General features: G+C 45.9%; 17 protein-coding genes and 1 other RNA gene. 8 read left to right on the forward strand and 10 right to left on the reverse strand.

Translation table 11 applies throughout. The features are described 5' to 3' along the window. Positions 1-176 precede the first annotated feature (176 nt). The 5 genes from A1359_RS09870 to A1359_RS09885 all read right to left on the reverse strand — a co-directional run bounded on the left by A1359_RS09870 (position 177) and on the right by A1359_RS09885 (position 5,712). Positions 177-806: a response regulator gene (locus tag A1359_RS09870; RefSeq protein ID WP_066981751.1), complete on the reverse strand. Its 630-nt coding sequence runs from the start codon at positions 804-806 to the stop codon at positions 177-179. Then, a complete protein-coding gene (locus A1359_RS09875; protein WP_066981754.1) occupies positions 806-3,823 on the reverse strand; it encodes a PAS domain-containing protein in 3,018 nt (1,005 codons plus the stop codon). The genes A1359_RS09870 and A1359_RS09875 overlap by 1 nt, the downstream gene beginning before the upstream one ends. A gap of 475 nt (positions 3,824-4,298) precedes the next feature. After that, positions 4,299-4,496 carry an ATP-binding protein gene (locus A1359_RS21880; RefSeq protein ID WP_332310079.1) on the reverse strand — a complete coding sequence of 66 codons (198 nt, stop codon included), beginning with the start codon at positions 4,494-4,496 and terminating at the stop codon, positions 4,299-4,301. 235 nt (positions 4,497-4,731) lie between these two features. Then, positions 4,732-5,436 (reverse strand): DUF2490 domain-containing protein, encoded by a 705-nt coding sequence (locus tag A1359_RS09880; protein WP_157200518.1) that lies wholly within the window; start codon positions 5,434-5,436, stop codon positions 4,732-4,734. A gap of 87 nt (positions 5,437-5,523) precedes the next feature. Next, positions 5,524-5,712, reverse strand: a complete 189-nt coding sequence (locus A1359_RS09885) for a hypothetical protein (RefSeq protein WP_066981756.1) — start codon at positions 5,710-5,712, stop codon at positions 5,524-5,526. A 27-nt stretch (positions 5,713-5,739) separates the two neighbouring features. On the opposite strand from A1359_RS09885, the gene A1359_RS09890 reads away from it, so the two are divergent. After that, a complete protein-coding gene (locus tag A1359_RS09890) occupies positions 5,740-6,711 on the forward strand; it encodes an META domain-containing protein (RefSeq protein ID WP_066981758.1) in 972 nt (323 codons plus the stop codon). 44 nt (positions 6,712-6,755) lie between these two features. Here the strand turns inward: A1359_RS09890 and A1359_RS09895 are convergent, their stop codons facing one another. Next, positions 6,756-7,412 (reverse strand): thiopurine S-methyltransferase, encoded by a 657-nt coding sequence (locus A1359_RS09895; RefSeq protein WP_066981761.1) that lies wholly within the window; start codon positions 7,410-7,412, stop codon positions 6,756-6,758. A 161-nt stretch (positions 7,413-7,573) separates the two neighbouring features. Further along, positions 7,574-9,745 (reverse strand): Rne/Rng family ribonuclease, encoded by a 2,172-nt coding sequence (locus A1359_RS09900; RefSeq protein ID WP_066981764.1) that lies wholly within the window; start codon positions 9,743-9,745, stop codon positions 7,574-7,576. A gap of 406 nt (positions 9,746-10,151) precedes the next feature. Between A1359_RS09900 and rluC the strand changes: the two genes are divergently transcribed. From rluC to recR, 7 genes are all read left to right on the forward strand, one after another. Next, positions 10,152-11,111 (forward strand): 23S rRNA pseudouridine(955/2504/2580) synthase RluC, encoded by a 960-nt coding sequence (gene rluC, locus A1359_RS09905; protein ID WP_066981766.1) that lies wholly within the window; start codon positions 10,152-10,154, stop codon positions 11,109-11,111. After that, on the forward strand, positions 11,095-11,742 hold the full coding sequence (locus A1359_RS09910; RefSeq protein ID WP_066981769.1) for an HAD family hydrolase: 648 nt from the start codon (positions 11,095-11,097) through the stop codon (positions 11,740-11,742). Before rluC ends, A1359_RS09910 begins: the two co-directional genes overlap by 17 nt. Before the next feature lie 110 nt (positions 11,743-11,852). Next, positions 11,853-12,815: a signal peptide peptidase SppA gene (gene sppA / locus A1359_RS09915; RefSeq protein ID WP_066981772.1), complete on the forward strand. Its 963-nt coding sequence runs from the start codon at positions 11,853-11,855 to the stop codon at positions 12,813-12,815. A gap of 74 nt (positions 12,816-12,889) precedes the next feature. Further along, an RNA gene (gene ffs / locus A1359_RS09920) (signal recognition particle sRNA small type) lies at positions 12,890-12,986 on the forward strand. 31 nt (positions 12,987-13,017) lie between these two features. After that, a complete protein-coding gene (gene dnaX, locus A1359_RS09925) occupies positions 13,018-14,652 on the forward strand; it encodes a DNA polymerase III subunit gamma/tau (protein WP_066981775.1) in 1,635 nt (544 codons plus the stop codon). 12 nt (positions 14,653-14,664) lie between these two features. Further along, a complete protein-coding gene (locus tag A1359_RS09930) occupies positions 14,665-14,988 on the forward strand; it encodes a YbaB/EbfC family nucleoid-associated protein (protein WP_066981881.1) in 324 nt (107 codons plus the stop codon). A 2-nt stretch (positions 14,989-14,990) separates the two neighbouring features. Continuing rightward, positions 14,991-15,587 carry a recombination mediator RecR gene (recR, locus tag A1359_RS09935; protein ID WP_066981778.1) on the forward strand — a complete coding sequence of 199 codons (597 nt, stop codon included), beginning with the start codon at positions 14,991-14,993 and terminating at the stop codon, positions 15,585-15,587. A 40-nt stretch (positions 15,588-15,627) separates the two neighbouring features. Here the strand turns inward: recR and A1359_RS09940 are convergent, their stop codons facing one another. The 3 genes from A1359_RS09940 to A1359_RS09950 all read right to left on the reverse strand — a co-directional run bounded on the left by A1359_RS09940 (position 15,628) and on the right by A1359_RS09950 (position 19,413). Then, on the reverse strand, positions 15,628-17,583 hold the full coding sequence (locus tag A1359_RS09940; RefSeq protein WP_066981781.1) for an alpha-amylase family glycosyl hydrolase: 1,956 nt from the start codon (positions 17,581-17,583) through the stop codon (positions 15,628-15,630). A gap of 98 nt (positions 17,584-17,681) precedes the next feature. Next, positions 17,682-18,566, reverse strand: a complete 885-nt coding sequence (locus A1359_RS09945) for a carbohydrate kinase family protein (RefSeq protein WP_066981784.1) — start codon at positions 18,564-18,566, stop codon at positions 17,682-17,684. After that, positions 18,556-19,413, reverse strand: a complete 858-nt coding sequence (locus A1359_RS09950) for an HAD-IIB family hydrolase (RefSeq protein WP_066981787.1) — start codon at positions 19,411-19,413, stop codon at positions 18,556-18,558. The genes A1359_RS09945 and A1359_RS09950 overlap by 11 nt, the downstream gene beginning before the upstream one ends. Positions 19,414-19,416: the final 3 nt, after the last annotated feature.

Consider the following 19,416-nt stretch of genomic DNA (forward strand, 5'->3'; position numbering starts at 1 on the left):
CTTACAGCGTTGATTAGGACTTGCTAATTTTTTCATAAGTGAGTACCCGGTACGGCAAGGCTGTGGGTCTTCATCATAGGTGAATATCGTGGCGCTGAGAATCAGACGATTCGACAGTGAAAGTAAGATATTACAGACAAGCGTGTAGGAATATCCCTACACTGAAAGAATGATACTTACTGTTTCAAGTCTTGTGCATCGTAGTAGCGGATCAATTCGGCATTATTGTTGAGTTCCAGCTTTTCAAACAGGCGCGCTTTATGGGTGCTGACGGTCTTGTTGCTGATGGCTAGTTCATGGCCGATTTCATTGACGCTTTTGCCACTGGCAAGTAATTGCAATATTTGCATTTCGCGCACGGAAAGCTTCTCGTACAGACTCTTTTGCTGAGAATTATCACTCTCGAAAACTAATTTTTCCGCCGTTTTCGGGTCTATGTAACGCCCTCCATTAGCGACTTTGCGAATGGCAAGCAGCAATGTTTCAGGATCGTTATCTTTGGTGAGATAGCCGGATGCCCCCGCTTTTAAAGAGCGAGAGATCGTCTGCAATTCGTTATGCATGCTTAGAACAAGAACGGGCAAATCAACATAGAGCGTCCGCAATTGGCTGATTAAATCTATTCCGCCGCCGGGCATGGTCAAATCCAGCAGAACCAGCTTAATATCGATTTCCTGCAGCAGATCAAGCAATTCTTGACCTGTCTGGGCTTCGGCTGCAACCACAATATCTTCTGTAAGGGTAAATAGTTGTTTCAGTCCTCCGCGCATAATGGCGTGATCGTCTGCAAGAATAATGCTGATCATTATGGCTCTATTATTGGATTGGTTGGGATACGCACTTGAATCAAGGTGCCGTTACCCGATGCACTGTCTATAGTGGCATCTCCGCCTAACATGAGGGCGCGTTCCTGTATGCCTATCAGGCCAAAGGATTTGGTTTTTGTACGCACAGATGGATCAAAGCCTTTGCCGTTGTCATGAATTTTCAGCACATAATAATCAGGATTAGCTGCGATAGAAATTATCACCCGGCTTGCGGCCGAGTGCCGTAATACATTGGTTAAAGACTCCTGAGTAATACGAAAAACCACGATAGAGCTATCTTCATTCAAATTAACAGGCGTTTTTGGCAGGTGCAGTTCACATTCTATGCCGGATTGTTTGGAAAAATCCGAAACTAACCATTCCAATGCCGATGCGATGCCCATTTCGAGTACCGGTGGACGTAATGCGGTAGCCACGTCCCGGGTAACTTGTATCGTCTTGTCCAATAATTCCATGATGCTATGTATCTGTTCCAGGAGTTGCTTATTGTTGTCGGCAAACTTAATCCGCAGTAACGAAATCTGCATGCGCAAAGCGCTGAGCATCTGGCCCAGTTCATCATGTACTTCCAGAGCGATGCGTTTACGTTCATCTTCTTTAGCTTTTTCGCAGCTGGCAGCAAGTTGGCGTATTTGCAAGCGAGAGTATTCTAGGTTCTGTTCTACCACCTTGAGTTCGGTAATGTCCTGAACGGTACCTAAGCCACGCAATAACTGGCCATCATCGGATAATATAAGTTCAGCACATTCCCTTAACCATTTAATTTTGCCATTTACTAAAATACGATGTTGGATATCATATCGTTCTCCTTGTTTAGCAGCCTGCCATGCCTTATCTACCGCGGCTTGGTCTTCCGGATAAATGAGGGCTAAAAAGTCTTGATAGGCTAGCGGTTTATCGATAGGAATTTCAAAAATCCGATAGCACTCGTCCGACCATTCAATAATATTGTTGACGATATCGATCGACCAGCTTCCCAGGAGTGCCTGGGTTTGGGCTTGGGCTAGATGAGCCTTTTTTTCGCGCAGGGCTGTTTCAATTTGTTTGAATGGGGTGATGTCTATATTAATCCCGACGATTTTATCTAATTCGCCATTGTCGTTGTAACCCGCAATCGCAGCCGCCTGAATGTAACGTAACACCCCATCGTTCTGACGATGGATACGGAATTCCCAGTGTATCTCATGTGTTGCACCCATTAATTGGCGAAGTTTAGAGGTTGTTTTGGGTATATCCTCTCGGAAAACCAATTTTGCCCAGGTTTGATAATCGATGGAGGACTGTTTGGGGAGGCCGAAAATTTCGTAGTTTTGGTCATCCCATTTAGCTAAGCCCGTGTTTATATCCCATTCGCAGATACCGATAGCGGCTGCTTTGCAGGCAAGTCGCAGGCGCTCGCTATAATGACTCAATTGTATTTCTGCTAATTTGCGTTGCGTTATATCGTGAGCAGTCCCTTTGGATACTAATGCGTTACCCTGGTCATCGTAGATGGTTTCGCAGCATTCATTTATCCATTTGATACGTCCATCTGGCATTAACAATCGATGCGTAATTTCGTAAGGCCCACGATTTTCCAAAGATTTTGTGTATGCCTGATGGACCGAATCCTGATCATCCGGATGAACGTATTCGAGAAAGGCTTCATAAGAAGCATCGAATTCTGATTTGTCGATCTCAAAGATACGAAATATTTCATCTGACCAAAAAAGCCTCTTGCTTTTTAGATCAAGTTCCCAGCTGCCCAACTGTGCTATCCGTTGTGCTTCGTTAAGCCTTCTGACGCTGGTATGCACTAACTCCTGTGCATGATGTGTTTCCGTAATATCCTCACCGATGCTGACAACAAACTCAACTTTGCCGCTTTCATCAAATAACAATGTATTCGACCAATCGATTAAACGTTGGACACCATTTTTGGCTGTCCAAAAGTTTCTGTAGGTGGCGCGGGATGATATCGGATTATTAATTAATGCCTTAAAAGCATTCAGATAAACCGTTTCCCGTTCTTCAGGTACCAGAAACAAATCCCATACAAAGCGGCCTTCTACTTCTTTGAAGGAATATTGCGTTGCTTCTTCACACGCATGGTTAAATCGACAAATACGGCCATCTTTATCAAGTACGACTATAAGAGCGCCAGCATTCTCCAAGACGGCATTTAGAAAGTCTCGCTGTCGTTGTAGCTGCTGGTCAACACGTTTTCTTTCAGTGATATCTATCGCTACGCCATAGATGCCAGTGATTTTTCCGGTGAGATCCCGTTTGACCTGCCCGCGTGCTATGATTTTTTTGATAGTGCCATTTGAGTGAATGGCATCCAGATCCAGCTCGTAAGCTTGCCCGGTGTTGAGCGCAGTTTGGACGGCTGCGTTCAACTGTGAATAACTCTCAGGGGTATAAATTTTGCTGTGATTTGCATAATTGGGTGGCGGCGTATTTTGATTCAGGCCGAAAATACGGTAGAGCTGGTTTGACCAATGCACGTTGTCATTAATCGCATCCCACGACCAACTGCCAATATTGGCAAGACTCTGATAGTCTTCAAGTTGACTCGTTAACAAACGCAATTCGTTCGGTAAATGTTTTTGCTGGGAAATATCGATAAATTCTACTAACCATCCCAGTAAGTTCGCATTCTGGTCAAGCAAAGGTCGGACGCTAGCACTGACAGGTGTGCCTGTTCCATCCGGACGTTTGATATGCAACTCGATAGAGCTGGGGATCTCTTCGCTAACTGTGCTGAACAATGGCAGATTAGTAATCCGGCAGGTGCTAATGCCATCAGTGGAAATTATACCGTACTGTATGCCATATTCTTGGGGAAATGGTTTGGTAAGATCAATTCCATGCAGCAATGTCGCCGCTTTATTTTGAAAGATTACCTCAAGGGAAAAATCAACCACCACAACGGCATTTGCAATGTTATTGATTACTCCGTACACCAGATTGAGCTCATCTTCGAGTGTTTTTAATTTGAATCTTTTTATTGGCATCTTGAGATTTCCAAAGTGGTTTTATTCAAGGAGTAATTAAGGTAACTGAGGTTTCCCAATTATTGTTAAGCGTAACCTGCACAGTTGGTGCTGGTCAGCGATTTATTGCAGGGTTTTCGATATGTATAGCAAGCCCTACTTTAATTCGTTTCCCTTTATACGGCACTGACAAAAAAACTGGGAAACTTCAGTTAAGATAATACCATCCCAATTCTTGGATCAAATAAAGTTTACCTAAATCTGTGACTTCATATGTTACCAGCCCTTTTATTCGCCAAAGTATTCCAAAATTGGCTAATTTAAAAGCTCGTCTCAGGCAATCGAGTTTAATGGCTAGAAATTCAGCAAATTAGGCGCTTAACAATAAAGCCATAAGGCGCATATGTTGTGCGATGGTTGGACAGCAACTTAAGTTGGAGAAAGTCCATCCACAGCCTTGAAAAGTTTCCAGTAAAGAGCGTCGAATAGTTTCCAGTTAAAGTGTATGGTTATTGGTTTTCCACCGCCTTTTTTCGTGGTTTAAATCGATAGGAATCTTTGCCTGTTTCCAGGAGTTACAGTGATGAGTGATGCGGTCGAGAAGCCCCATGGTCATTCTGGTATCGCAGAACATGTGTATCCGCACTGCAACGTTGAGATTGCTGGTGACAATCAAGGATGTTTTTTCATGCAAAAGGCTGATGGGAGGAAATAGAAATGCCCGCCCGGATATTGGAAATGGTCATTAGTCATGGCTGGATTGCGGTTGTCGTTTAAGACTTGTCCGTTATGGTCTTGAAACGTGTGCTGATTTTGCGCGTAAACAATGGCGATAGATGAATTGGTTTGACCATCCGCCATTGATAAGCGTTAGTTTTTCTCTAGCTTTTCAATGCTTGGGGGTATTTCAGCTTTATCAAAATATAGGCTTAAAAGTTAACATTGATATTCGTCATCCAAATATGGTTATATAAATCAGCTGCGCCGTAATTATTTACATACTGGAATTGATAGCCAGTATCAACATTTAACTGCGGCATCAGTTTGTAGCCAACTCCAATATAACTGCGATTTTGATTAATGCCGGTTTGTACCGAATGGGATCTTGGGCCTTGATCAATTGAATTGAAATAAACAAACAATTCGTCGATGGCTATCAGATAAGCTTTGGTTTCCGGTATCGAGTACATAAATCGGACCCGATGCCGCATACGATGACCAACATCCCCCTCATCTGCGAAGAATCGCTGCTCGAGACGAAAACGATATTGAAAATTCAATTGCGAGGTCCAGTCATCGATCCATTGCAACTGTTCCATGATGTCATTGGTTGCCTGTTCAAAATCGGTTTTGTCGTTATATTCTCCTTGCCATGTATAGCCTGCCCACAGTTGCAGTTGCTTGGTTAACTTATACCCGAGTAATGGTCTAACGATGATCTGGCTAAAATCAGAATTGTCATTTTTGGTACGGGGCGCCAATTCCAAAAAGGCCAAATAGCGACTACCACCAAAGTCTGTTTGGTAGGTATTGCTGATCCAAATACTTGAATCATTTTTAGCCGGCTCAGCGTAAGTCGGCAGGGTTGATAGCACTCCGGCAAGCAAAAAAAAAGATTTTAATTTATTTAGCAAGGTTTTTCGCCATAATCAAGTTTTAGTTTGGCAAATCATGCCAAGGCAGCGGACAATTCTACAAGCAAATTTTAGAGTCTCAAAAAATTATCTATTTATTCCGCGTGATTTTAAAAATAATGCTTGATAAGGTTTTTCTCGAAAAATAGCAAAGTCATGACAAAATTTAGCTGGATTTTTTGAAGCTTTCAGATAAGCCTGATCGCCAGTTCGTTTGTCACACTTTGCTGTGAAATCAATTGCTTTGGTATACTCAGCATCGCTGTTTAATGGCAAACGAATGACAATTCAAGGCTGGAAGTTATGGCAGTTTTCAAACTGAAAATAATCGTGCACCCATCTAGGGTTGATTTCCGGCATTGGATCAGGATATTGCTGATTAGCCTAATATTGTTTAGTCAAACTGGGCATACAGATGAGTGTCCGATACCCGATCTATCCGAGACTGATGCTGTCGCCGGTTGGCAGTTCTTATCATCAATTAACGTATCGGGTGTATTTGATCAGGCGGTGTATTTAAATCATGGACAATATCAGGGGCAAGCCTGGCCTGATAGTCACTCTCGCCCCGAATTAAAATTGTGGCCAGAACTATTTGCCACTGGTGATCTTGATGGACAGGCCGGCGATGAGTTTGTTGGTTTATTGAGTGAAACAAGTGGCGGTAGTGGTGAGCGGGTTTATCTTGTGGCCGCTCAAATGGCTGGCAATTCAAAACAAGCCTGGCCTGCAGCTTTATTAGGCGACAGAGTCAAGCTCAGAGCATTATGGATACGCGATAGGCAGATTATGCTGGATGTGATGGAGGCGAGCCCCGATCAACCCTTATGTTGTGGTACTGAACTGAACCGGCAAATTTGGCGGCTCGATAATGACAAGTTGTCGTTAATGGAAAAACAGCACCAAGGTCAGTTATCCATCCAGTCATGGGCTGGCGCACGCTGGTATTTGCTGGACCGGCCGGGTGATCGTTTGCAAGCAGTGCATCCCAGCTGTACTTATCTGAGCGTAGAGGGCAATCAGATAGTGTTTGAGGTGAGTGGGCGGCGCTATCTGGGTAAACTGACTGAGCATACGCCAGGCCGGATTAATATTTCCGATATTGTTTCAGACGAAGCTGGTAGTAATAATGCAATGGCATTGCCTCAAGCTAGTCTGCTTAAACAATTGGCTTCGGTAAGCCAATATTCGTTTCGCGCGGGCCGTTTATTGTTAGTTGGCTTTGAAAATCAGCAGGTGCTTAGTTTTGAATTTGCCATTATGCCGGTCGAATAATGTTGGTTTAAAAGGCGAGTTCTGAAAGGCGTTGTAGCGCCGGATTATCGTACTTGCAGTCGATAGATTTGTTCCGCCATTCTACTTAGCCCACGCGCTTTAAAATGTGCTTCGCTGTCTAATATATTATCGCTCGTCAGCAACTCAATATCGCACCAATTGCCATACAAACCTTCTACTTCTTCACTCTGCACACTAAATGGTGGCCCTTGCATTTCATGCTGTGGATAATCGAAGGCTATTAACAAAATATGAACATTTGTTGTCAGCATGCTAATCAGCTTTTGCGCGTAATCGATGCGCATGTCAGTTGGCAGAGCCACCAAAGATGCACGATCGTAAACCGCTTGGATCTCGCCCAAGTCATCCGGTTGCAGGGCAAAGAAATCCCCGCAGAAGATTTGTAGCCGGTCGATCTCGCTAACCACAAAATCACCTTGGCGTCGCACGCTTGGCTGTAAGCCGTTATCAGAAAAAAATGATTCGACTGCAAGTGGGCTTAATTCAACGCCGACTACTTGAAAGCCCATTGCTAACAACCACAACATATCATTACTTTTTCCGCACAAGGGCACAAACACCCGACAACCCGATCTGAGCGGCAGTTTTGGCCAGTAACGTTGTAGGTAGGGATTGGTTTCCGGAGAGTGAAAGCCGATCTGGTTTTGCTGCCAGCGCTGATGCCAAAATTCATGATGCATGGCTTGTTCCGCAAATGAAATTGTAATTCGCAGCTATTTCTGGCTGGATTTCCTGAATAATTAGTCGCAATTTAAAAATTACGCTGGATAAATTCAGCGTTTTACTATGATGAATGACGGTTGTAGCCAGTATAGCCTGACCACAACCGTAGCATTAGGTTTTAATCTTCAGACGCCGTTGGGGCTGGATTAGCTGCAGGGCTTTCTGTTGTTCTAGTCGATTGTGCCTCGCTGCCTTCAGCACGTTGCTTGCGTTCTGCAAACTCTGAGTTGTAACTGCGTGGTTGATCGTCATTGGTTACGTTAGTCGGAGAGGGTGTCGCACGCTCTTGGTTTTCGCCCTCTACGTTGTTATTTTCCGGTCTTTTATCCCCGGTATTGCGCGGGCTGCGGCGGCGATTACGATTACGACGCGCAGGACGTTCGCTGGTTGATGCAGGATTGTTTTGAGCGTTGTCGGCAGTAGTTGTTGCGTCGACAGTATCCTGTTTGTTTTCGTCAATACTGCTGATATCAGTTGTTTGTGTTGGGTTTTCGCCACGTCTATTGTTATTGTTTCGACGTGGGTTACGGCCGCCTGTGGGGCGATCTCGACGATTATTATTACGAGCAGATCTGGTTTTAGTTTCGCCGGTTTTAGTGGTGGATTCTGCTGTATCTTGAGTTTTAGATTGTCCGACTAAACGGTGCCAGAAGCGTTGAATGAGACTGGTAGAGGTCTTTTTGTTTTGTACCGGGGCAGGAGCATCCGGTAAAAACTCCTTGACTGCTGCTCTTTCGGCTTTGGCTGTAGCTTGCTTGGCAAACTCGGGTACCGTAATGTCATCTTCTTTGATTTGTAGATGGCTAGGTTTATCTTCCATGCCTTCAAGAGATTTGATGCGCTCAATGTCGTAGGCTGGTGTTTCCAGATGCTTGCTGGGTAATACCACAATGCTGACTTGCAATCTGGCTTCCAGTTCTTGCAGGGTGGCGCGTTTTTCGTTGAGCAAAAAAGTGGCGCAATCAATGGGTAAATGCGCGATAACGCGTTCAGTACCTTTTTTCATTGCGTCTTCTTCGATCAAACGCAAAACTGCCAGGGTGACCGATTCGACATTACGTATAGTGCCCTGACCTTTGCAACGAGGGCAGGTAAGCTGGGTAGAGTCGCCGAGCGATGGGCGCAAGCGCTGTCTTGACATTTCCATCAAGCCGAAACGCGAAATGCGGCCGGTTTGAATACGGGCGCGATCTATTTTTAAGGCGTCGCGTAAACGATTTTCTACTTCGCGCTGATTTTTATTCGACATCATGTCGATAAAGTCGATGACAAACAAGCCACCTAAGTCGCGCAGACGTAATTGACGGGCAATTTCATCGGATGCTTCCAGGTTGGTGTTGAACGCGGTGTCCTCAATGTCACTACCTTTGGTGGCGCGGGCCGAGTTGATATCAATCGATGTTAAGGCTTCGGTATGATCGATGACGATAGAGCCGCCGGAGGGTAATGACACTTCGCGCTTGTAAGCCATCTCTATCTGGGTTTCAATCTGATAGCGACTGAAGAGCGGCACGCTATCCTCATACAGCTTGGCTTTTTGCAGGTTGTGCGGCATAACTTGTTTCAGGAAGTTATGCGCTAATTTAAAAGCAGCTTCCTGGTCGATCAAAATTTCGTCGATATCGCCCCGTAAATGATCGCGTAGGGCGCGGATGATGACGTTGCTTTCCTGAAAAACCAGGAACGGTGCAGATTGTTCGCGGCTGGAGCGATCAATGGCTTCCCATAACTGCATCAGGTAGTTTAAATCCCACTGTAATTCTTCAGCGCTTTTGTCTGAGCCGGCCGTGCGAATGATCAAGCCCATGCTTTCAGGAATTTCCAGCGCAGCCATGGTTTCGCGCAGTTCGCTACGATTGTCGCCTTCAATGCGCCTGGAAATGCCGCCAGCTTTGGGGTTGTTCGGCATCAGTACCAAGTAGGTGCCAGCCAAACTGACATAAGTTGTTAAGGCTGCGCCTTTGTTTCCGCGTTCTTCTTTTTCAATTTGGACAACAATTTCTTGGCCTTCGCGGATATTAGCTTTGGTTGATTTGTTGTCGCTGCCATCACCTGAACGGTATTCCGGCGCAATTTCCTTAAAGGGTAGAAAGCCGTGTTTTTCGGAGCCATAATTAACGAAAGCAGCTTCCAGACTGGGTTCTACCCGGGTGATGATGCCTTTGTAAATATTGGATTTTTTTTGTTCTTTTGAAGGAACTTCGATGTCAAAATCATATAGTTTTTGACCATCTACCAATGCCACTCGCAGCTCTTCAGGCTGTGTGGCGTTGATAAGCATTCTTTTCATTCAATTATCCTTGTTGTGATTTGTATCCTACCGAAGAGTGTTAAACAGATTTTTGTCGCGGACAAAGGGGGTAATCCCGCTTTGACATTTTTGTCAATGTGCGGCCGGGCTGGCTAAAAACGACAATGCGTTCTGTTAGGGACAGCGGAATATCGGACTTGCCGAGGGCGGCGCTTGGAATGTGGCGAACTGTTTTTTGTGCTCTTTCAACTGGATGCAGCCGCTCATCATGGGTTGAGCGATAAAACCCGAAAATTCTTTAATATTGGAAATGACAGTAGTCAGTCACAGCCAATGAGTATTTTTTATTAAGTTTATCCACAGATAAACTGTCTTAATATAGCAATGTTTAGCTATGCCAGCAATTTTAAACATGGCTGGTTGATAAATTGTTATTATTTGCAGCATGAATGTCGCATCCGAAACCATCAAGCCACAAGTACAATATCTGGAAATCAGCGAGGCCAATGCCGAGCAGCGCCTGGATAATTTTCTTATTAGTTTTTTAAAAGGTGTCCCAAAAACTCGCATTTATCGAATGGTCAGGAAGGGCGAGGTGAGAGTCAATAAAGGCCGTGCCGTTGTCAGTTATAAACTGGTTTTGGGTGATATCGTCCGAATTCCGCCAGTTAGGGTGGCTGAAAGGAACGATGAAATTATTGTGCAGCCAACATTGAAATATAGTCTGGAGAACCAGATTCTATTTGAAGACGATGGGTTTATCGTTCTGAATAAACCTGCCGGCTTTGCTGTACACGGAGGCACAGGTATTAACTCCGGGGTGATCGAGGCGCTCAGGCAAATCCGGCCGCAACAAAAATTTCTGGAATTGGTGCATAGATTAGACAAAGACACTTCCGGTTGTTTGCTGATTGCGAAGAAACGCTCGGTTTTAAAAGTATTGCACGAATTATTTCGTGGTGATGGCATACAGAAGACTTATTTGGCTTTACTGGCTGGGCAGTTTGAGCGGAAAAAGCAGATAGTTGATGTGCCGTTACTGAAAAACGTTAATCAGGGCGGTGAGCGTATGGTGACAGTCAGTCAGGCCGGAAAATCGGCAGAGACTTTATTCACCCGGATTAGCAAATTCGAGGCGGCAACCCTGGTGCATGCCGCACCTAAAACCGGTCGTACCCATCAAATTAGAGTGCACGCAGCCTGGTTGGGTCATCCTATCGTGAGTGATGACCGCTACGGTAACGATGATGTTAACAAAGCTTTCAAAAAACGTGGCTATAAGCGACTATTTTTGCATGCAGAGCAATTGCAATTTGCGCACCCGGTAACAGGCAAGAATCTACATTTCATGGCACCACTGCCGGATGATTTACAAGCTTTATTGAATAATGAAAAACCGCTTTGATTTAATTATTTTTGATTGGGATGGCACGCTGGTCGACTCTATCGATTGGATAGTGCAATGTATCCAACACGCGGCGGTACAGCATGGTTGTCCGGCGCCGGAGCAGCAGGCGGCTAAGAATGTGATTGGATTGAGTCTCGAAAATGCGATTGCAGCGTTGTTTCCGCTTGTCGATACCGATACTCGTCTTAAAATTGCTGAGCATTACGGCCAGCAATTTTACTTGAGACAAATCAGTCAAGACGACTTGTTTCCTGGTGTGTATGACATGCTGCAGCAATTTAAGCAGGCTGGTTTTCGATTGGCTGTAGCGACAGGTAAAAAATCTACCGGTTTAACGCGGGCAATCGAAGCCACCGGTTTGACTGGTTTGTTTTGTACAACGCGTTGTTCCGATCAAACAGCATCAAAGCCCAATCCTTTGATGATCGATGAAATCGTTGCTGAGTTGGGTGTCAGTAAACAGCGCACCTTAATGGTGGGGGATTCAGTGCATGATTTGCAAATGGCGCTAAATGCCCAAGTTGCCTCGGTTGCTGTAACTTGCGGTACGCATTCAGAAATGACATTGAAACAATATCAGCCTTTACGTTGTCTATCTTATCCGACTGAGTTACTAGGCATTATTTAAATGCTCTTGAATGCAGTTAAGTGCATACTTTGTAATGATATCAATTAGTTAATGCTCTTCCTGATTCGAAGAGCGAATAAAACCTCTTTAAGCGACTTGAATTTTTAAATATGGAACATCAAAAACCGAATACTGAAGAACAAACAGCCGGCTGGGAAAGAGCTGTGCTGGAAAAGCTGGCTTTTGCTGCTATTGATGAGCAGAAAAAAGCCAGGCGTTGGGGGGTGTTTTTTAAATCTATCACATTTGCTTATTTAGCGATTGTACTTACGATGGTGATCTATCCGAATTTCGAGGCGGAAATCGGCGTTCAATCACAGCACACAGCAGTCATCGATGTGCTGGGCATGATAGCCGAAGGTGAGCCAGCCAATGCTGATAGCATCATAGAAGGCTTGCGAGATGCCCTAAAAGATAAAAATACCAAAGGTGTTATTTTAAATATCAATTCGCCGGGTGGTAGTGCAGTGCAATCGGCTTATGTGTTTGAAGAAATACGCCGGCAAAAAGTTAAACATCCGGATATGCCGATCTATTCTGTGGTTGGTGATATGTGTGCGTCCGGCGGCTATTATATTGCTTCTGCCAGCGACAAAATTTATGTCAGTCAGGCCAGTGTTATCGGCTCCATTGGTGTAATTATGAATGGTTTTGGATTTACCAATGTCATGGAAAAACTGGGCGTAGAGCGGCGTTTGCTAACTGCCGGCGCACATAAAGCGATGCTGGACCCTTTCTCGCCGGAAAATCAGCAAGAAAGCAAACATATGCAAACCTTGCTGGATCAGGTTCATCAACAATTTATTACAGCAGTCAAGCTAGGGCGGGGCGATCGTTTAAAAGAAACCCCGGAAATGTTTTCTGGTCTGGTCTGGACGGGTGAGCAAGGGGTTAATCTTGGTTTGGCAGATGGCTTTGGTAGTGTCGACTCCGTTGCGCGGGATATTATCGGTACAGATGAGACAGTAAACTTTACTCAGAATGAACGATTGATCGATCGATTGGCCGGTAAATTTGGTGCTTCTTTTGCGCATGCCATTAGCACGGCGATTAAATCGATAGATTTGCAATAACGGACTTGCCAAACAAGCTAATTTTAAGGATAATGCCCGTTCTTTAGCGAACAGCTAAAAAATTATGGTTACTGTGTCGGTCCTCTCGCAACGATACGCTGTAAACCCCGCCAGGCCCGGAAGGGAGCAACGGTAGCAGCAGATTCGTGTGCCGGGATGTGGCTGGCATGGTAACCGCCCAATCTTTTCCCTCTCGAAGCTCATGGCTTATCAGGTTCTTGCCAGAAAATGGCGTCCCAGCAACTTCACACAACTTGTCGGTCAGGAACACGTCAGTCAGTCACTGATTCATGCCTTGCAGCATGATAGATTGCATCATGCCTATCTATTCACCGGTACCCGTGGCGTAGGTAAAACCACTGTAGCCCGCATCTTAGCCAAAGCCATCAATTGCGAGAATCTGCAGGATAGCAATCCTTGTGGCGTCTGCCCGGTTTGTCTGGATTTTGAGCAAGGCCGCTTCATGGATTTGATCGAGGTCGATGCGGCTTCGCGCACCAAAGTCGAAGATACCCGGGAATTGTTGGATAACGCCCAATACGCTCCCAGTCAAGGACGTTATAAAGTCTATCTGATTGACGAAGTGCACATGCTATCCGGGCACAGCTTTAATGCGCTGTTAAAAACCCTGGAAGAACCGCCGCCGCACGTCAAATTTCTACTGGCTACCACTGATCCGCACAAAATACCGGTTACCGTGTTGTCACGTTGCCTACAGTTTAATTTAAAGCGATTATTGCCGGATCAGATAGACAAGCAAATGTGCTTTATCCTGGGGCAAGAAAACATCAATTTTGAGCCAGCCGCAATCAAGTTATTGGCTAGGGCGGCCGATGGCAGTATGCGTGATGGCTTAAGTCTTTTGGATCAGGCGATTGTTTATGGCAGTGGCAGCGTCACTCTGAGCGATGTTGCCGCTATGCTGGGCACTGTCGCTCAGCAACCCATAGACGACATTCTACAAGCGCTGGCCGCACAAGATGCCAATCGCGTGTTGGCTAAAATTGCCGAAGTAGCTGAATTGACGCCGGATTTTGCCGATATTTTGCAGCAAATGTTACGGGTTTTGCATCGGGTAGCTTTATTGCAGCAACTACCCGACTTTGTTGATCATGAGTTTGATCAAGCTTTATTGGCCGATTTAGCCCAAAGCTTGGTGCCGGAAGATGTGCAATTGTTTTATCAAATTGGTTTAATTGGACAGCGCGATCTGGATTTGGCGCCTGATCCACGTAGCGGATTTGAAATGGTGGTACTCAGAATGCTGACATTTCGTCCGCAAACTGCCGAGCCATTAGCCAGTCGAGAACCACAGCCAGCTATTGCTGTTAAAGCCAAGCCAAATCCAGTTGCGGCGTTACCGGCTAAAATACAGTCGCAACCCGTTACAACGGCGCCTGCTGCTGTTATAGAGCATGAAGAAACTATCCCAGAAGCGGCAGTCATAGAACAGGGCGGTAAACCAGATAACTGGAATGCTATCATCGCTGCACTGAAAATTGGTGGGCGTACCCGTGAGTTAGCCAACAACTGTGTGCTGGATACTATAGACGATAAGGTTTGCCATTTATTGATCGACCCCAGCTTTCAGCGTGTGGGTAATATAGCGGAAGAAAGATTACGTGATGCGCTACAAAAATATTACGGTAAGCCTTTAAAGCTACAAATTACGCCACAAACATCAAATGAGATGACGCCGGCGCTGGAAATACAAAAAGCCCGCGAAGATAAACAGCAGGCCGCAGTGGACGCCATTAACACTGATCCTAACATTGAAGCTTTAAAAGAAAATTTTGACGCCAGGATAATGCCTGGCAGTATAGAACCGATTAACTAAATGGGAGATACCATGAAAAATCCACTCGCTGAAATTATGCAGCAAGCCCAGAAAATGCAAGACAATTTCAAAAAAGCTCAGGAAGAACTGGGCGCTATCGAAGTGCAAGGTGAGTCAGGTGGCGGACTGGTAACGATTTTAATGACCGGTAAACGTGAAGTCCGTAAAGTCAATATCGATCCGTCTTTGTTGGGTGATGACAAGGATATGCTGGAAGACTTGGTGGCGGCGGCCATCAATGATGCTGTGCACAAAGTCAATAAAATGAAGAAAGAAAAAATGGCTGACGTGACCGCCGGTATGCCGTTGCCACCTGGATTCCAAATGCCGTTTTAACCATGCAAAACGCAGGTTTGCTGAAAGAACTGATTCAAAGTCTGTGTTGCTTGCCAGGCGTGGGGCCAAAATCTGCCCAACGGATGGCGTTTCATTTATTGCAACGCAATCGCGAGGGTGGCAGGCAATTAAGTCGGATACTTTTGCAAGCTCTGGATAACATCGGCTATTGCCGCGACTGTCGCACACTGACTGAAACCGAGCTTTGTGAAGTGTGTGCCAATCAGTTGCGTGAATCGGATGTCTTGTGTGTGGTGGAAAGTGCAGCGGATGTCTGGATAATCGATCAGGCGACCAGTTTCAAAGGTAAATACTTTGTATTGCATGGACGCTTATCGCCACTGGATGGTATCGGCCCGGATCAGTTAGGTATCGATGTCCTGGAGCAGCGTTTGGCGAGTGGTTCGATCAAGGAAATTATCCTGGCCACCAATTCCACCATTGAAGGACAGGCCACTGCGCATTTTATCGGCGAAATTGCCGGCAAATTCAATATCCGCGCTACCCGCATCGCTCATGGCGTGCCGATGGGCGGTGAACTGGAATTTATCGATAGCGGTACCCTGGTTCACGCCTTTAACGGACGTCACGAGTTTTAATCAAATCCCAACTGATTAGTTTTGTTCAAGTTGTCAGTATCTATTTTCCGGTTAGCCAGTAAAACTGATAAGGATGCAATACTATCCTATGGTCAAATTGGGTGGGTTTGCTGCCGGTATACAGATCGACAAATTGGCCGTATATATTGATACCGCGGCTTCCGATTGTTTCCAGATCAATATATTGCGGATTGCTGTCGAAATTGGCGATCACCAACACCCGTTCGGACGGACGCAAATGATCGAAACGCACGAAGCACAATATATGTTCGTTATCCACATCCAGAATTTCCCGGTTGTTGAAATCAGCAAATGCTGAAGTTTCTTTGCGGATAGCGATCATCTTTTTCATGGCATTAAACAGGGTAAATTCCACTGTTCCCTGTTTCTTGCGTAATTCAGCCCGTTCCCAATTGATTTTTGGTCGATGTATCCAGCGACTGTCATTGCTCTTGCTGTCATCGTCACGGTAACTGTAGTCATTAAGCACGCCGATAGCATCACCATTGTAGAGTAAGGGGATGCCGCCAAAAGACAAAATCAGACTGTGCAGCAACAAAATTCTGTCGATAGCAGCGTTGATCAAATCCTGATCGTGGGCTTCCAAGCCTGCTTCCAAACCAACCAGTGAAGCGAGTGAACCACATATGCGAGCATCACCGGTGATTTCATCGCGCATGAAAACTTCACCACGCGCTTGTGAATCTTCGAATTGGCCGCTGAAATAATTGATCAGAAACTGGCGATGCGCATGTGGTTCATAATCTGCCGCGCGTACGTCATTGTCGTCGAAACCGAAACCAATGTCGTCATGACAGCGCACATAATTCAGCCAGGTGGCGCGCTCCAGTTTGTCGGGTAGATTTTTTAGGCCCTGATATAACAGTTTGGCGTTTTTGGTGGCAATGCCGTCCCACAGTAGGGCCATCAGGGTGGCGTTGTAGGCAATTTCGCATTCCTTGGCAGCGATGGCGTCTTCACCAAAATATTTGATGACTTCTACGGGGGCGACAATGGCTTCGGCGATGAATAACACGCCGGGTGCAGTGACCTGACAGCAATCTTTCATCAATTGTAAAATCAAATGCGCGTAGCGTTCGTTTTGGCTGCTGGTGCCGATTTTCTTCCAAAGAAAAGCCACTGCATCCAGCCGCAACACATCCACGCCCTGATTGGCCCAAAACAGAATGATGTCCAGCATTTCTATGAAGACTGCTGGGTTGCTGTAATTCAAGTCCCATTGGTAATCATGGAAAACCGTCATCACCCATTTTTGCATCTTCTCATTCCAGGTGAAGTTGCCAGGAGCAATTTCCGGAAAGATTTGCGGCATGGTTTGTTCGAACATGTCCGGGATTTCCCGGTTGTCGAAAGTAAAGTAATACTCCTGATACTTTGGGTCGCCTTTAATGGCTTTTTGTGCCCAAGCATGCTCGTCGGAGGTGTGATTCAAAACGATGTCCAGCACCAGCAAGATATCGCGTTTTCGAAACTCTTTTGCCACCAACCTGAGGTCATCCAGAGTACCGATCCGGTCATCGACCTGGCGAAAATCGCTGATCGCATAACCGCCATCGCTTTTGCCGGCCGGGCACATCAGGATGGGCATGATATGCACCATGTTGATGCCCAGTTCCATAAAATACGGGGTTTTATTGACCAGGTCAGCCAGATTGTCGGCAAAACCGTTGGAATAGAGCGCCATGCCGACCCATTTTTGTGACAAAAACCAGTTATGATCTTGTTCGCGTTCGATATCGACTTTTTCTAGTTCGGCGGAGCGATTGATATAGCCTTTGGCCATGGTTTCCACCAGTCGCAGCATTTGGGGTTTGAAGTCTTCCCGATGCCCATACAAAGTGTGAAACAGCGAATGAATGGCGTAAAAATTTGCTCCCAAACGAGTATAAAAATGTCTTAAATCCTGGCGGATGATTTCCGGCTTTAGGTCATCCAGAATGGCATTTAAAAGAGAATGGGATTCTTGTTCGTACATAAAGAGTATCCTTAAGAATTAAATTTCAGGCAATGGCACATTAGTTCGCCATATCTGAAATCAGTTAACCCAGCGGTAATATGGATTGCTTGAATCGATCAAAACCATTCAGTTATGAAGGTTTGATAAAACAGCATGTCATGGACTGTTGCGCCACGATTGCCAACTATCGTACCGGCAAAAGCTTGTGCGCGTTGCAGCGTAGTGGCTAAAGGCCAGCTTTCGTGCAAGCCTAATAACAAAATAGCAGCGAATGCGTCGCCCGCGCCCACGGTATCAACTACCTGTACTTGAGTGGATGGTTTGACGGTAATTAAATCCCCGTCTCTGGTATAAGCAACAGCACCTTGATCACCCAGCGTCACGAATAACGCTTCCAGATTGAACTGTTCGGATACCGCTTGCATGGCGGATTCCAGGTTAGGTTTTCCAGGGCATAGCTGAGTTAACTCGGCCTCATTCAATTTGATCCAGTCTGCATCACACAATAAGGGTGAGATGGTTGCTGCTGTACACCAGGGTGGACGCAAATTGATATCAACAAAAATTTTACCCAGATGGTGTGATTTGATAGCTTTCAATGCCGCCGAAGATACTGGGTTACGCAAGGCGAGCGAACCGTGATAGAGAATGCCTTGTGTGCTTGCTGTATCGGAAACTGGCGACTGAATAAAATCATAGGCGCAATCGGCCACGATGTCGTAATGTGGTTCGCCGTCATGAATATTGACTGTAACGCTACCGGTTGCATGTTCGTGATCGATTTGCAGTCTATCCCGGCTCATGCCCCAGCCTTGCATTAAGGCGGCAATTTCGTGACCGGATGGGTCTAGACCTATTCGACTAATGAAGTCCGGCGCAGCGCCAAACGCTTGCAAGTGCCAGGCGACGTTGAACGGTGCGCCGCCCAGTACCCGGGTACCGTCGGGAAAATGATCAAATAATACTTCGCCGAAAACATGGATAGCAGATTTATTGTGCATGGTTTATCTCCAGCCATGATTGAATTTCAGGAAAATAATGCGCCACACCTTCCAGGATGCCGGCACTGTAATTGCCGTTCATGCCAAGAAAACCGCCTTTAGCCAAATAAAAAGCCGCTTCAGTTTGCTGTTCCCGTACCAAGGTTTTGGCCTGTTCTATCACTTGATGATCGGCATTGGCGACTAAAACAGAAGGAATTTGGCTGGCGATGACTGGTAAATCATTGCCACTATCGCCGGCGAACAGTGTGTTGTTCAGATCAAATCCCAAGTGATTCATCATAAACTCCACTGCATGTAATTTGGTCGCACAAGCGGGCAACACATCAAGCAGGCCGATCTCAGCGGCTTCGTCTATGCTATAGATCAGGCTGGCTGGCAGCTTGCGTTCATTCAATCGCCGGGTCATTTCCGCCTGCACTGCTGCGACATCGGTTTGCATCGGCAGGTAATAGCTTAGCTTGAAGCGGTTTTGCTTGGCTTCTTCTTGTAATTGCAGTGCGGGTATATCGTTAAATAGCGTCCGCAAGTCGGTGGCCGTCAAGCCATTCCAGCCGGCAGCAATATCGCGTTCCCACTCCAGCCAGTGCTGCCATGAATTGTCGCGCACTTGATATATCGTGGTGCCGACATCGCCAACCACCCAATCGGGTAGCGGTAATTTATATTCGCGGATAGCGTCTTCCACCAATTGCCGGTGCCGGCCACTGACGTAAGCCAGCACCACTTCAGGTCTGGCTACCAGTTGCGAAAAGGCTTCAAGCGCGCCTTCGGATAGTGGTTGGCTGCCATTAGGCAATAAGGTGCGATCAAGGTCGGTGCAAATCAGCAGGCGATCCGGCAGCATGTT

This window comes from Methylomonas lenta, assembly GCF_001644015.1.
Classification (GTDB): domain Bacteria; phylum Pseudomonadota; class Gammaproteobacteria; order Methylococcales; family Methylomonadaceae; genus Methylomonas; species Methylomonas lenta.

Excerpts from the sequence above, each read along its gene's own strand:
- A1359_RS09910 (WP_066981769.1), top strand. The coding sequence starts at position 11,095 with ATGAAAAACCGCTTTGATTTAATTATTTTTGATTGGGATGGCACGCTG.
- A1359_RS09895 (WP_066981761.1), bottom strand. The coding sequence starts at position 7,412 with ATGCATCATGAATTTTGGCATCAGCGCTGGCAGCAAAACCAGATCGGC.
- A1359_RS09900 (WP_066981764.1), bottom strand. The coding sequence starts at position 9,745 with ATGAAAAGAATGCTTATCAACGCCACACAGCCTGAAGAGCTGCGAGTG.
- A1359_RS09940 (WP_066981781.1), bottom strand. The coding sequence starts at position 17,583 with ATGTACGAACAAGAATCCCATTCTCTTTTAAATGCCATTCTGGATGAC.
- A1359_RS09890 (WP_066981758.1), top strand. The coding sequence starts at position 5,740 with ATGGCAGTTTTCAAACTGAAAATAATCGTGCACCCATCTAGGGTTGAT.
- recR (WP_066981778.1), top strand. The coding sequence starts at position 14,991 with ATGCAAAACGCAGGTTTGCTGAAAGAACTGATTCAAAGTCTGTGTTGC.
- sppA (WP_066981772.1), top strand. The coding sequence starts at position 11,853 with ATGGAACATCAAAAACCGAATACTGAAGAACAAACAGCCGGCTGGGAA.
- A1359_RS09875 (WP_066981754.1), bottom strand. The coding sequence starts at position 3,823 with ATGCCAATAAAAAGATTCAAATTAAAAACACTCGAAGATGAGCTCAAT.
- rluC (WP_066981766.1), top strand. The coding sequence starts at position 10,152 with ATGAATGTCGCATCCGAAACCATCAAGCCACAAGTACAATATCTGGAA.
- A1359_RS09950 (WP_066981787.1), bottom strand. The coding sequence starts at position 19,413 with ATGCTGCCGGATCGCCTGCTGATTTGCACCGACCTTGATCGCACCTTA.
- A1359_RS09945 (WP_066981784.1), bottom strand. The coding sequence starts at position 18,566 with ATGCACAATAAATCTGCTATCCATGTTTTCGGCGAAGTATTATTTGAT.
- dnaX (WP_066981775.1), top strand. The coding sequence starts at position 13,018 with ATGGCTTATCAGGTTCTTGCCAGAAAATGGCGTCCCAGCAACTTCACA.
- A1359_RS09930 (WP_066981881.1), top strand. The coding sequence starts at position 14,665 with ATGAAAAATCCACTCGCTGAAATTATGCAGCAAGCCCAGAAAATGCAA.
- A1359_RS09870 (WP_066981751.1), bottom strand. The coding sequence starts at position 806 with ATGATCAGCATTATTCTTGCAGACGATCACGCCATTATGCGCGGAGGA.